This window comes from Sphingomonas sp. IC081 (assembly GCF_006874585.1).
Lineage (GTDB): Bacteria > Pseudomonadota > Alphaproteobacteria > Sphingomonadales > Sphingomonadaceae > Novosphingobium.
In genome coordinates, this window is the sequence record NZ_CP029761.1 from 2,304,104 (window position 1) to 2,317,396 (window position 13,293).

General features: G+C 65.3%; 10 protein-coding genes, 1 tRNA gene and 1 pseudogene. 7 read left to right on the forward strand and 5 right to left on the reverse strand.

The features are described from left to right. The first annotated feature begins 9 nt into the window (after positions 1–9). The 6 genes and pseudogenes from DM450_RS11045 (at position 10) to DM450_RS11070 (ending at position 5,972) form a co-directional block, all read left to right on the forward strand. A pseudogene (locus DM450_RS11045) lies at positions 10–1,548 on the forward strand (type II and III secretion system protein family protein). A 14-nt stretch (positions 1,549–1,562) separates the two neighbouring features. Then, the gene (locus tag DM450_RS11050) at positions 1,563–2,204 is read left to right on the forward strand and encodes a CpaD family pilus assembly protein (protein WP_142634801.1); all 642 of its coding nucleotides are present in this window, start codon (positions 1,563–1,565) and stop codon (positions 2,202–2,204) included. Between the two features lie 4 nt (positions 2,205–2,208). Continuing rightward, positions 2,209–3,498 carry a pilus assembly protein CpaE gene (locus DM450_RS11055; protein WP_142634803.1) on the forward strand — a complete coding sequence of 430 codons (1,290 nt, stop codon included), beginning with the start codon at positions 2,209–2,211 and terminating at the stop codon, positions 3,496–3,498. A 76-nt stretch (positions 3,499–3,574) separates the two neighbouring features. Continuing rightward, the gene (locus tag DM450_RS11060) at positions 3,575–4,546 is read left to right on the forward strand and encodes a type II secretion system F family protein (RefSeq protein ID WP_142634805.1); all 972 of its coding nucleotides are present in this window, start codon (positions 3,575–3,577) and stop codon (positions 4,544–4,546) included. Between the two features lie 19 nt (positions 4,547–4,565). Then, positions 4,566–5,582 carry a type II secretion system F family protein gene (locus DM450_RS11065; protein ID WP_142634807.1) on the forward strand — a complete coding sequence of 339 codons (1,017 nt, stop codon included), beginning with the start codon at positions 4,566–4,568 and terminating at the stop codon, positions 5,580–5,582. 314 nt (positions 5,583–5,896) lie between these two features. After that, a tRNA-Ala gene (locus tag DM450_RS11070) sits at positions 5,897–5,972 on the forward strand. Between the two features lie 43 nt (positions 5,973–6,015). On the opposite strand, the gene DM450_RS11075 is transcribed toward DM450_RS11070, so the two are convergent. The 4 genes from DM450_RS11075 to DM450_RS11090 are packed head-to-tail and all read right to left on the reverse strand — an operon-like array spanning position 6,016 to position 8,599. Then, a complete protein-coding gene (locus DM450_RS11075; RefSeq protein ID WP_142634810.1) occupies positions 6,016–6,279 on the reverse strand; it encodes a hypothetical protein in 264 nt (87 codons plus the stop codon). Between the two features lie 6 nt (positions 6,280–6,285). Next, entirely contained in the window at positions 6,286–7,173 is an 888-nt protein-coding gene (gene mtnP, locus DM450_RS11080) for an S-methyl-5'-thioadenosine phosphorylase (protein ID WP_142634812.1), read from the reverse strand. Beyond that, complete coding sequence (locus DM450_RS11085) at positions 7,163–7,804, reverse strand: TetR family transcriptional regulator (protein ID WP_142634814.1); 642 nt, start codon at positions 7,802–7,804, stop codon at positions 7,163–7,165. Before DM450_RS11085 ends, mtnP begins: the two co-directional genes overlap by 11 nt. Before the next feature lie 9 nt (positions 7,805–7,813). Next, a complete protein-coding gene (locus tag DM450_RS11090) occupies positions 7,814–8,599 on the reverse strand; it encodes an SDR family oxidoreductase (RefSeq protein WP_142634816.1) in 786 nt (261 codons plus the stop codon). A 474-nt stretch (positions 8,600–9,073) separates the two neighbouring features. Here DM450_RS11090 and DM450_RS11095 point away from each other — a divergent pair, with 474 nt between their 5' ends. Next, positions 9,074–12,109, forward strand: coding sequence for a TonB-dependent receptor domain-containing protein (locus DM450_RS11095; RefSeq protein ID WP_142634818.1), 3,036 nt, complete (start codon positions 9,074–9,076; stop codon positions 12,107–12,109). Between the two features lie 104 nt (positions 12,110–12,213). Here the strand turns inward: DM450_RS11095 and DM450_RS11100 are convergent, their stop codons facing one another. Further along, positions 12,214–13,245, reverse strand: a complete 1,032-nt coding sequence (locus DM450_RS11100) for a hypothetical protein (protein WP_142634819.1) — start codon at positions 13,243–13,245, stop codon at positions 12,214–12,216. Positions 13,246–13,293 lie beyond the last annotated feature (48 nt).

Sequence of the window (13,293 nt, forward strand, 5' to 3'; positions counted from 1 at the left end):
GTCAAAACGATGAACACGCGCCTTCTCAAATCCCTGCTGCGTGCCGCCTGCGTGCTCTCGCCGCTGGCCATCCCGGTCGCCGCGCCGATCACCGCGCAATCGGTGGTCCGCCCGGCCCAGGACATCTCGCTCTCGATCGGCAACGGCCAGCTCATCAACGTGCCCGGCACGATGACCGACGTCTTCGTGTCCAACGACGCGGTGGCCGACGTGCAGGTCAAGTCGCGCAACCAGTTCTACCTGTTCGGCAAGGCCGGCGGCACCACCACGGTCTATGCCAGCAACGCCTCGGGCGCGGTGGTCTGGTCCGCCACGATCCGGGTCGGCTCGAACATCGACAGCGTCGGATCGATGCTGCACCTGGCGATGCCGGATGCCAGGATCGCCGTCTCGACGGTGGGGTCCAGCACCTTCCTGCTGACCGGCACCGTCAAGACCCCGGAAGATGCCGCCGAGGCCGAGCGCCTGGTCCAGGCCTATGTCGGCAAGGACGGCAACGTCATCAGCCGCCTGCGCATGGCAACCCCGCTTCAGGTGAACCTGCAGGTCCGCATTGCCGAAGTCAGCCGCACGCTGGTCAAGTCGATGCAGTCGAACATCACCACCGTCGACAGCACCGGCGGCTTCAAGTTCGGTCTCGGGCAAGGGCGCTCGGGCTGGTACACCCAGTATACGCCCGGCGGCTCCTCGCTCGGCATGGGCACGACCACCTCGACCACGGCCAGCGCCGTTTCGCCGATCACCAGCGGCAGCACCCTTGCGGCCACCGGCAAGCTGTTCGGCCTCAACATCCTCGGCGCGCTCGATGCCGGCGAGACGGTGGGCCTGGTGACCACCCTCGCCCAGCCCAACCTCACCACGCTCTCCGGCGAAAGCGCCGAGTTCCTGGCCGGCGGCGAATACCCGATCCCGATCGTGCAGGGCACCAACAGCTCGAACGTGACGATCGAGTACAAGAAGTACGGTGTCTCGCTCAGCTATGCGCCGACGGTCCTGGCCAACGGCCATATCTCGATGCGGGTGCGCCCCGAAGTCTCGGAACTCTCGAGCGAAGGCGCCGTCACTCTCAACGGCTTCCAGGTGCCCTCCCTCACCGTGCGCCGCACCGAGACCACCGTGGAACTGGGTTCCGGCCAGAGCTTCATGATCGCCGGCCTGCTCAGCAACAACTCGCAGAACACCATCCAGAAGCTGCCCGGTGCCGGCGACCTGCCGATCCTCGGCTCGCTGTTCCGCTCGACCAGCTAAAAGCGCGGCGAAACCGAACTGGTCATCGTCGTGACGCCCTACCTCGTCAATCCGGTCGACGCCGCCGACATCAAGCTGCCGACCGACGGGTTCAATGCGCCCAACGACCTGCAGCGCCTGCTCGGCAACATGGCCAGCGACGGCAGCTCGGGCGACAAGCGCCCCGCGGCGACCTCGGCGCCCTCCTCGGGCGGCACACCGGCCGCACCCGCGGTCGGCAACGATGCCCGCACCAGCGACAGCCGCAGCTCGAAGGCTTCCGCGACGGGCGATGCCAAGCCCGGCTTCAGCCTGAAGTGAGAAAGGTGATACCGATGAACACGTCCAAGATCGCCTTGTGCACCGCCGCGCTTTCCCTGGGCCTCGCGCTCGCCGGTTGCGGCGGCGTTCCCACCAACCGTTCGATGAATTCGGTCAACCAGCCGGTGGTCGAGAAGGTCAACTACGCACTCGACGTCGGCACCGACGGCGGCGGCCTCGCCTATGGCGAACAGTCGCGCCTCGCCGGCTGGTTCGAGGCGATGACCGTAAAATACGGCGATCGCATCTATGTCGAGGATCCCGGCGGCAATCCCGCGACCCGCAGCGCGGTCGAATCCGTTGCCGCGCGCTTCGGCATCCTGCTGAGCGAAGGTGCCCCGGCGACCGACGGCTATGTTGCCCAGGGCAAGGCCCGCATCGTCCTGGTGCGCAGCAAGGCCTATGTGCCGGGCTGCCCCAACTGGGCCTCGAACAGCGACTTCAACCCCGCCAACGGCCTCTCCACCAACTATGGCTGCGCGACCAATTCGAACCTTGCCGCCATGGTCGCCAACCCGGAAGACCTGCTGCACGGCGCCACCAACGACACCGGCGTAAGCGTTCGCAGCGCCAAGGCCATCGAGGCCTACCGCGCGGCCGACCCGTCCGGCAAGGGCGGCGGCCAGCTTCCCGCCACTTCGAGCAAGGGAGACTGATCTCGTGAACGCACCCTGGAAATCCGGCGGCCCGAACGGGCGTGACCAGTTCGCCGCCTACCTGTGCGACGAAGCCTCGCTCGACGTGCTGCGCCCGATCGCCATCGAAATGGGCTGGCAGCCCGAGAAGTGCAACAAGGGCGGCCTGCGCAATGCGGTGCAGTCGCTGGCCATCACCGCATCGCCCAACATCCTGCTGGTCGACCTGTCGGAAAGCGGCGATCCGCTCAACGACATCAATGCCCTCGCCGAAGTCTGCGAGCCGGGCACGGTCGTCGTGGCGGTGGGCCAGGTCAACGACGTGCGCCTCTACCGCGACCTCATCGCCAGCGGCATCCACGACTACCTGCTCAAGCCCCTCCAGCCCGCACAAGTGCGCGACACGCTGGCACAGGCCCAGGCCGTGTTCACCGCGCCGCGCCACCATGACGGCGGCATCGCCAAGTCGCACATTTCGACCGCGGTGATCGGCACGCGCGGCGGCGTGGGTGCCTCGACGCTGGCGACCTCGCTGGCCTGGCTGTTCAGCGCCGACAACAAGCTGCCGACCGCCCTGCTCGATCTCGACATCCATTTCGGCACCGGCGCGCTGACGCTCGATCTCGAACCCGGCCGGGGCCTCACCGACGCGATCGAGAACCCCAGCCGCATCGACGGGCTATTCATCGAACGCGCGATGATCCGCGCCAACGACAATCTCGCGATCCTCTCCGCCGAAGCGCCGATCAGCACTCCGCTGATGACCGACGGCTCCGCCTTCCTCCAGCTGGAAGAGGAGTTTCGCCAGGCCTTCGAGATGACCGTGGTCGACCTGCCGCGCAACATGCTGATCAACTTCCCGCAACTGGTCGCGGAAGTGAACGTGGTGGTTCTGGTCACCGAACTGACGCTGGCCTCGGCCCGCGACACGATCCGCATGCTCTCCTGGTTCAAGGCCAATGCACCGCACACGCGCGTCATCATCGTCGCCAACAAGATGCAGTCGGGCGTGGCCGAGATCAGCAAGACCGATTTCGAGGCCTCGATCGAGACCCGCATCCACGTCAGCATTCCCTATGACATCAAGGCGGCATCGCTGGCGGCCAAGCTCGGCCAGACGTTTGTCGACGCCAATCGCTCGACCCGCGCCGGCAGCGCCATCCGCGAACTCTCGCGCATGATCATCGAGGAAGGCGGCGAAGGCGCAGGCCCGTCCGGTTCCGCCAAGGACCAGGGCGGCAAGACCTCGCTGCTCGGCAAGTTCGATCTCAAGGGCATCATCAGCAAGGCCTCCAAGAAGGAAACCGCGGCCTGATCGCAGTGCCTGCCGGGCCCGTCGCAGGACCGGCCCGGCAGGCACCGCAAGGCCCCGATGAAGGCGAGCGACGGGCATGAATCTGATCCCAATCCTGATGTTGGCAGTCGGCCTCACGGCCGTGATCGGGCTGCTCTGGGCGGCTTTTGCCGGTCCCTCGCCCGACAAGGAAAAGACGCGCCGGCTCAAGGGCGTGCGTTTCCGCCATTCGCAGAGCGCGACCGACCGCGTCGAGGCGCAGATGCGCAAGGCCGTCGCCGCCCGCAAGCCGCGCGCCCACAAGGTCGCCGGCTCGGGCTCGCGCATCGATGCGCTGGCGCTGCGGCTCTATCGCTCGGGCCAGAGCTGGACGATCCCGCAATATCTCTACACCTCGCTGGGTATCGGCCTTGGCGTGACCGCACTGGTCTTCGTGAAATCCGGTGTACTGCCCTTCGCGCTTGCCTTCGGCCTGTTCACCGGCGCGGCGCTGCCGCACTTCGTGCTGAACAAGCTGATCAGCCGCCGCACCAACGCCTTCAACGTCAAGTTCGCCGACGCCATCGACCTGCTCGTGCGCGGGTTGCGCTCGGGCCTTCCGGTCACCGAGACGCTGGGCATCGTCGCCCAGGAGATCCCCGGACCGGTCGGCGAGGAATTCAAGCTGGTGACCGAGCGCATGAAGATCGGCAAGACCATGGAGGAAGCCCTCCAGAACACCGCCGATCGTCTTGAAATTCCCGAATTCAACTTCTTCTGCATCACCCTCGCGATCCAGCGCGAGACCGGCGGCAACCTGGCCGAAACGCTCGCCAACCTGGGCGACGTGCTGCGCAAGCGTTCGCAGATGAAACTCAAGATCCGCGCCATGAGCTCGGAATCGAAGGCCTCTGCCTACATCGTCGGCTCGCTGCCCTTCATCGTCTTCGGCATGATCTACTGGATCAATCCCGGCTACATCGGAAAGTTCTTCATCGACGAACGCCTGATGGTCGCGGGCATCGGCGGCGGCATCTGGATGGGCATCGGCGCCTTCATCATGGCCAAGATGGTCAGCTTCGAGATCTGAGCGGAAGGAACCAGGCACCATGCTCAACCAACCCGCCGGTCCGACGCTGCTGGGCTTCGACGTCTATTTTGTCGGTACCCTGCTCTCGCTGGTCGCCGCCGCCTCCGTGATCCTCGCGATCTACGCGGCTGTCACCGTGCGCGATCCGATGGCCAAGCGCGTGAAGGCGCTGAACCAGCGCCGCGAGGCCCTGAAGACCGGCATCATCACCACCAATGCCAAGAAGCGCGCCTCGGTCGTGCGCCGCAACGAGACCACCGACAAGCTCGGCAGCGTGCTTGGCGCGATGCGCGTGCTGCAGGACAGCCAGCTCAAGGTCATCCAGCAGAAGCTGGCGCAGGCCGGAATTCGTGACAAGGAATGGGCCGTCGCGGTGGTCTTTGCCCGCATGGTCGCCCCGATCGTGCTGGGCGGCACGGCCGCGCTGGTGATCTACGGGATCGACTACTTCCCCGAATGGAGCGCGTTCAAGAAGTTCATGGGCTTCGCGGCGATGCTGCTGGCGGGCTACAAGGGCCCGGACATCTTCCTGCAGAACCTCATCACCAAGCGCACCGACCTGATCCGCAAGGGCCTGCCCGACGCGCTCGACCTGCTGGTGATCTGCGCCGAAGCCGGCCTCACCGTCGACGCCGCCTTCGACCGCGTCGCCCGCGAACTGGGGCGTGCCTATCCGGAACTGGGCGACGAGTTCTCGCTGACCTCGATCGAGCTTTCGTTCCTCACCGAACGCCGCCAGGCGTTCGAGAACCTCGCCTACCGCGTCAATCTCGATGCCATGAAGGGCGTGGTCACGACGATGATCCAGACCGAGCGCTACGGCACCCCGCTGGCCTCGGCGCTGCGCGTGCTCTCGGCCGAATTCCGCAACGAGCGCATGATGCGCGCCGAGGAAAAGGCCGCACGCCTGCCCGCGATCATGACCGTGCCGCTGATCCTGTTCATCCTGCCCACGCTCTTCGTGGTCATTCTGGGTCCGGCAGCCTGTTCGATCGCCGACGCCTTCTCGGGCGGCGATCCGCACCCTCCGAAATAACCGAAACAGACAGCCCGAATCGAAATCCCCTGCGCGCCACCCGTCGCGGAGGGGATTTTCGCATCAGCGCGCCGACAATGCCGCCGCCCTTAAGGCGAAAGCCATGACCGCCAAAGCCATGACCGCCACGGGCCCGATCCCTTGCGCAAGCACGCATCCGGTTCCGCCCGGCTGCCGCAGGGGTTTCGCCAGTCTCCTGTTGATAACTCAATTTTCCACTTGCCAGCGAGCCGAACTCCCGCCAAAGGGCGCTCCTCCCCGGCGCACGCAGGGGACGCGGTCAAGCCACCCAGGGTTGAACCGGCGAAATGATTGGGGCCTTAGCTCAGCTGGGAGAGCGCCTGCATGGCATGCAGGAGGTCAGCGGTTCGATCCCGCTAGGCTCCACCATTTCCTTACCGCCAACGCGGATTTCTCAAAAATATCAATCGGTTCAGACTGGAACTTCAACCAGTTCCACGATCTCGAACTGGTAGCTTTTCCAACCGCGCATGCGCTTGGCATCTTCGCTTGCGGCACGCTTGCGCTTCGCCTCGGCCAGTGAGCGCTCGTGGCCCCAGAACACCTCGGTCTTGCCGTTTTCCAGTTCGGCGACGATACGCCAGTAGTGGGTGAAGGAATCGGACGTCGGCCCGATGGTCTTCACATAACCATCGGGCATCGTGGCCGTCAGATAGCGCTTCTTTCGCCTTGCCATGGCCGCTCAGCCGCGATCCAGCACCCTGCCCGCCACCGCATCGAGCCTTGCCACCAGACCGCCGTCCCGAGCCTCGGCCGCGGTGATCAGGGCATGGTCCAGCGCATGGTCGATCGGGCTATGGGTCCGCTCCGCCGGCAGCGTGGCCGCCAGCAGGCGCAGCGTCTGGCGCGCGATCCGGGCATTGGCGTGCATCACTTCGAGGACATGGCTCACCTCCACGCCCGCCTCGTCCTCGCGCCAGGCATCATAGTCGGTGACCATGCCGAGCATCGCGTAAGGCAGTTCCGCCTCGCGGGCGAGCCGCGCCTCGGGCATGCCGGTCATGCCGATCACGTCCGCCCCCCAGGCCCGGTACATCCGGCTTTCCGCCCGCGTGGAGAACTGCGGGCCTTCCATGGCCAGATAACAGCCGGCCGGATGGACCGCGGCCCCGGCCAGTCTCGCCGCCTCGCCCGTCAGGCGGGACAGGCGTGGGCAGACCGGATCGGCCAGCGAGACATGGGCCACCATGCCGGTGCCGAAAAAGCTGTCGCTACGGCCGTGGGTGCGGTCGATGAACTGGTCGACCATGACCATGTGCCCCGGCGCCATCTCCTCGCGCAGCGAACCGATGGCCGACAGCGCCAGCACGTCGGTGACCCCGCAGCGAGCCAGCACGTCGATGTTGGCGCGGTAGTTGACCGCCGAAGGCGGGATCCTGTGCCCCGCCCCGTGCCGGGCGATGAAAGTGAAGCGGATACCTTCCAGGCGCCCGGTCACCACCGGCCCCGACGGCTCTCCGAAAGGCGAGGAGACAGCAATCTCCTGCGCCTCTTCCAGTTCGATTCCGGCCGTCAGCCCCGATCCGCCAATGACCCCGATGTGCCAGAAGCTGCCTTTTTCAGCGCGCAAGAATACCTGCCATGATGATGTCGATGGTATGCTCGCGATAGCGGTCGCGCAGTTCCTCGGTCAACGTGTCCTGACCGAAACAGTGCTTGAGAACCAGCCGCGCCGAGAAGAACCGGTCGACCGCCCCGGTCACCGTGAAATAGAACAACTGCGGGTCGATCTCGCGAAACACCCCCGCGTCGACGCCGTTCCCGATCAGTTCCTCGTACGCCCGGTAGATCGGCGACAGATAGCAATCGGCGATCCGGCGCGCCTCGGCATCGTCGCTCTCGCGCACCATGCGCATGGTCAGGCGGTTGAGGTAGGGCACCTCGTAGAAGGTATCGACAACCTTCCACAAGTGCCGCCGGAGCTTGGCCTCGGGCGACCAGCCGTCCTTCGCCAGCAGCGCATCGACACTGGTGACGATGGACTGCCAGTCGCGATCGAGCAGCGCCTTGAGCAATCCCGCCTTGTTGCCGAAGTAATACTTCACCAGCGCCGAATTGAGCCCGGAACGCAGCGACAGTTCGGACAGCGATATGTCGACCACATCGCCCTCGCGCATGATCGCACTCGCCGTGTCGAGAAGCTGCGCCCGCGCGCCCGGCGGAGGCGCGCCCTCCTCATGATTGCCGCTAGCCTGCACCATCCCGGTCGCTTACTTCGGCCCCATGCGGATCGCGCCGTCGAGACGGACACTCTCGCCATTGAGATAATCGTGTTCCAGCATGAACAGCGCCAGCTTCGCGTACTCCTCCGCCTTGCCGAGACGCTTGGGGAACGGCACCATCGCCGCCAGCGCATCCTGCACCTGCTGCGGCATCGCCGCCATCATCGGCGTCTCGAAGATGCCCGGCAGGATGGTGTTGACGCGAATGCCCTCGCTCATGAGATCGCGCGCCACCGGCAGGGTCATCGCCAGTACGCCGCCCTTCGAGGCACCATAGGCCGCCTGCCCGATCTGGCCGTCCTGCGCCGCCACCGAAGCGGTGTTGACGATCGCCCCGCGCGCGCCGAACGCATCTACCGGATCAAGGCTGGCCATGCCGGCAGCCGACTTGCTGATGCAACGGAAAGTGCCGACGAGATTGATCGCGATGACCTTCTCGAACACCGCCATGTCGTGGGCACGCGGCTCCCCGGTCTCGCGGTTCTTGCCCACGGTCTTGGCAGCTGGCGCGATGCCGGCGCAATTGACGAGCACACGCTCCTGGCCGTGCGCCGCCCTGGCCTTGGCAAAACCGGCGTCGACGCTGGCATCGCTGGTCACGTCGACAGCACAGAACACCCCGCCGATCTCGGCGGCGATCGCCTCGCCGGCCGCCTCGTTCAGGTCGAAGATGGCGACCTTCACGCCCCGGTCGGCCAGCGCCCGGGCGGTGGCGGCCCCCAGTCCCGATGCCCCGCCGGTCACCACCGCGGCCATGCTGCTGTCCAGAATCATTGCCTTTTTCCCTTTCCTGCCCCGGCGATGAAGCGTCGTTTTTCAACGCCCGCTTTTTCAGCGTGCCCTAAATTTAAGCACCCGGTTAAAAGCAGCCGCAGGCAGGGTCAATGCGCAACCTGCGAACGCCGCGACTGCGATACAGGATTTCCCCATTGCCGCCGTTGCTGCAATTTTATTGCACTTCACGACAGGCAAACAACAGCTGCGTTACCATCCCCATGCCGCAGAAACAGGCACGATTCCCGCCCCCCTGTCGGTTTTGGCATCACCCCGTGTTGCAGGAATAGCACAACATTGCAGCCAAATTGCGCCGCATGGCAAATTGCATTGAAACATACCCCTCCCGGCGCAACAAAACCTTCATGGCAGTAATACGCTTTCCGGCGTCAGGCTGCCTGCATCCGGGTCGCCCACCAGAGATTGGTCACGCTTCATTGGTGGGCGGACGAAAGCAACAAGGGACACACCAACGTGAACACCACTCTGAAAAAGGCTGCTCTTCGCAGCGCGACCTGCGTCGCCGCGTTCGCCATCGGCACGACCGGCGCCTACGCGCAGGACGCCGAGGCTGATGCAGCCGCCGCCAACCCCGCACAGGAAATCGTCGTTACCGGCTCGCTGATCCGTAACCCGAACCTGCAGTCGAACCCGGTTCTGACCACCACGGCAGACCAGATCGAACTGAAGCAGAGCAACACTGCAGAAGACATTCTGCGTGAAATCCCCGGCATCGTTCCCAGCGTCGGCTCGGCCGTCAACAACGGCAACGGCGGCGCTTCGTTCGTCAACCTGCGCGGCCTGGGTTCCAACCGCAACCTCGTGCTGCTCAACGGCGACCGTCTGGTCCCGGCAGAACTGAACGGCCGTTTCGACCTTAACAACATCCCCGTCGCCCTGGTGGAACGCGTTGACGTTCTGACCGGCGGCGCGTCCACCACTTACGGTGCGGACGCCATCTCGGGTGTCGTCAACTTCATCGTCAAGTCCGACTTCACGGGCCTGGAAGCCAACGTCTCGAACCAGATCACCGAACGCGGTGACGGTGCCTACGTGCGCGCCGACCTGACCATGGGTGCGGACTTCGACGACGGCAAGGGCAACGTGGTCTTCGCGGTCGGCTACCAGCAGTCGGACCCGGTCTACCAGGGTGACCGCGGCTTCGCCGCTTCGAGCATCGACTCGTACTCGGGCGCCATCAGCGGCTCGGGCACCTCGAGCCCGTCGCGCTTCAGCAACGTCAACGCCCTGGGCGTCGACAACGGCAACGGCACCCGCCAGGTCACCGCTGACGGCACCGGCTTCCGCACCACCAGCGCCTTCGACGCGTTCAACTTCAACCCGTACAACATCTTCCAGACGCCGTTCGAACGTTTCAACATGTTCGGCCAGGCCAAGTACGAAGTGAGCGACGCGGTCGAAGTCTACACGCGCGGCATCTTCTCGAAGAACACCGTCAAGACCATCATCGCGCCCTCGGGCTCGTTCAGCGGCCTCTCGGTCGTGATCCCGCTCAGCAACCCGTACATGACCGCTGCGCAGCGCAATGCCTTCTGCGCCCGCGACATGGACACGGCTGCCGGTGTCTACACCCCGCTCTACAGCCAGGCGGAATGCGACGCCGCTGCCGTGGCGACCGACCCGAACGATCCGAACTACCGCACGGTGACGACCGGTCTCTACCGTCGTGCCACCGAATTCGGTCCGCGCGTCTCGGAATTCTCCACCACCTTCTTCGACTACAAGGCCGGTGCTCGCGGCGGCATCACCGACTCGATCAACTGGGACGTTTCGGGCGCCTACGGCGAATCCGAAAACATCCAGACCCAGAAGGGCTACTGGCTGAACAGCCGCGTCCGCAACGCGCTGCTCGCCACCAACACCGACACCTGCCTCGACGGTTCGGATGACTGCGTCCCGCTCAACGTGTTCGGCCCCGACGGCTCGATCACCGACGCGATGAACCAGTACCTCACCGCCAACAGCCAGGTCGTCACCAAGACCTCGCTCGCGCAGGTCCGCGGCCTGATCAACGGTGACATCGGCTGGAACGTTCCCTGGGCCAGCGACAGCGTCGCTTTCGCTATCGGTGCCGAATACCGCAAGTACACCGCTTCGCAGGAATCCGATCTCCTGTCGCAGTCGGGTGACCTTGGCGGTTCGGGCGGCGCGTCGCCGAACATCTCGGGCGGCTACGACGTCTACGAAGCCTACGGCGAACTCGTCGTGCCGATCGTCCAGGACAAGCCGTTCTTCGAAGAACTGACGGCTCAGGGCGGCGCTCGTTACTCGAGCTACACCGTCGATGCCCCGGGCAAGCCGGGCTACAACACCTGGACCTGGAACGTTGGCGGCACCTGGGCACCTGTCCGCGCCTTCAAGATCCGTGGTAACTATGCGCACGCCGTGCGCGCGCCCAACATCGCGGAACTGTTCGCGCCGAACAACACCGGCCTGACCAACCTTGCCGTCGATCCTTGCGCCGGCAGCGCTCCGCTGACCAACGCCAACCTGGCCGCGGTCTGCACCGCACAGGGCGGCGGCGCCTACCTCGGCCTGATCGAGAGCGATCCGGCCGGCCAGGTCAACGCCACTTCGGGCGGCAACCTTGCGCTGAAGCCCGAAAAGTCGAACAGCTGGAAGCTCGGCGCCGTGTTCCAGCCGGACTTCCTGCCCGGCTTCTCGGCAACGGTTGACTACTACAACATCAAGGTCACCGACGCGATCACCTCGCCCACCCCGGGCGACGCGATCAGCGCCTGCTTCGACAACCTGACCGCCGCCAGCGCCACCAAGGAAGCTTGCACCATCATCCGGCGCGACCCCGCATCGGGTAACCTGATCGGTGAAGCCGCGACCACGCCGGGCCTGTTCCTGGGTCTCACCAACCAGGGTACGCTCAAGACCGACGGCATCGACTTCACGGTCAACTACGGTCATGACCTCGGCTTCGCCCAGCTCTCGCTCGCTCTGAACGGCAACTGGACCGGCAGCTCGAAGTTCAAGGCTTCGCCTTCCTCGATCAACCGTGACTGCGTCGGCTACTACTCGGTCAACTGCGCTTCCATTCAGCCCGAATGGCAGTTCTCCGAACGTACCACGCTGTCGTTCAAGGACTTCGACGTGTCGCTCCTGTGGCGCTACATCGACAAGGTCACCTATGAACCGGCCGCCTATGCCGACGATCTGGCCGCTGCCCTAGCCGCAAACGAAGGCAAGCCGGCCTCGGCGCTGCCTTGCCCCGATCCGGAAGGCGCCGACGCCGGTGGCTGCATGGTCAATCCGGAATACCGCAAGATTCCGGCCAAGAGCTACTTCGACCTGTCGGGCCGTGTTCACCTGAACGAAAACCTGACGCTGACGCTGACGGTGCAGAACCTGCTCGACACCAAGCCCAAGGTTGTCGGTTCGACGATCGGCGCCACCGCCTACAACAGCGGTAACGTCTACCCGTCGACCTACGACACCCTGGGTCGTCGTTACGCCGCGGCTCTGAAGTTCAACTTCTGATCTGTGCGCTAAGCCAAAAGGAAAGGGCCGGTGGAAACACCGGCCCTTTTTTGTCCTCACGTCGTGGCACCGCGCGCTCCCCGAGGCGGGCGCGCGCGCACTGCCTAAGCCAGAAGCGGCCGCGACAGGGTCATCGGCACACCGGCATTCGCCGCGAGCACGGAAGCCCAATGGGCGACCTTCTCGATTTCCTCGCCGTGCACCCGCAGCCCTTCCCTCGCCTGCCGTTCCCGCTGCCCCGCCTCGAAGGACGCACCGTTCTTGGCATCGCGCGTGAAGATCGGGCCGCCGACAATCTCCGAGATCGTCTCGCGCGACATCGGCACCGAAAACAGTCCGGCCAGCGCGACAAGCGCATCGATCGGCCGGGCCACCAGGACTTCGCTATCGAGCGTCGCCACCCGGTCGCCGTATTGCGCGGTCAGTGCTTCGAACTGGCGCTGCTGCGCCAGCCAGCCCACCGCCGCCACCTGAATATCGGTCAACCCGAGGTACTGCTCGCGCGCCAGACCGAGCGGCGCCAGCATGCCTTCAAGCTCCAGCTTCTGGAACAGGTCGCGCACCCACAGGCGCCCCCACATGCCCTTGCGCGCGATCGAGGCGAGATAGGTCTCCAGCGGCGCGTGAAGCAGCAAGGCCCGCGCCTGCGGCCGTAGCGCCAGAATCCCCGGGATCAGCGCATTGACCACGTTGGACGGCTTGACGACAACCGCCTCTGCGGGGCCGAACGGCCGCGCCAGCATGTGCAGGCTGTGGTCCAGCACCCGCGCCACATCAGGCCCCTTGGCACCGCGATGGCGCCAGCCGACGATGTCGTTGAGCAGCGTCGGCTCCTTGAGGCCGATCGACAGCCCGGGACTGTCGAAAGCCGCAGCCAGCAGGGTCGAGCAACAATAGGCCGAATGGAACACGAAATGGAGCGGCGCGGCTGCCGGTGCATGGGCCATGACGTCGGCACGGCGCAGCACCAGGCGCCCCTGATCGCCCAGATGTTCATCGGTCAGGAACGGAATCTGGCCGTGGCCCGCGCGCGGCAGCCGGTGAAAATGAAAGGCGTCGTGTCCTGGATCGTAGCGGTGCGCCAACCATTGGGCATCCTTCACGACATCGCGGATCTGCAGCTGGGTATCGGTCATCCCTATCAGCCTTCGCACGCGTCTTCCCGCCTTACAAGAGCGCTCCGA

Bases quoted from the DNA above. Each gene is read 5' to 3' on its own strand.
- DM450_RS11085 (WP_142634814.1), bottom strand. From the start codon at position 7,804: ATGGTGCAGGCTAGCGGCAATCATGAGGAGGGCGCGCCTCCGCCGGGC.
- DM450_RS11090 (WP_142634816.1), bottom strand. From the start codon at position 8,599: ATGATTCTGGACAGCAGCATGGCCGCGGTGGTGACCGGCGGGGCATCG.
- DM450_RS11100 (WP_142634819.1), bottom strand. From the start codon at position 13,245: ATGACCGATACCCAGCTGCAGATCCGCGATGTCGTGAAGGATGCCCAA.
- DM450_RS11065 (WP_142634807.1), top strand. From the start codon at position 4,566: ATGCTCAACCAACCCGCCGGTCCGACGCTGCTGGGCTTCGACGTCTAT.
- DM450_RS11050 (WP_142634801.1), top strand. From the start codon at position 1,563: ATGAACACGTCCAAGATCGCCTTGTGCACCGCCGCGCTTTCCCTGGGC.
- DM450_RS11060 (WP_142634805.1), top strand. From the start codon at position 3,575: ATGAATCTGATCCCAATCCTGATGTTGGCAGTCGGCCTCACGGCCGTG.
- DM450_RS11075 (WP_142634810.1), bottom strand. From the start codon at position 6,279: ATGGCAAGGCGAAAGAAGCGCTATCTGACGGCCACGATGCCCGATGGT.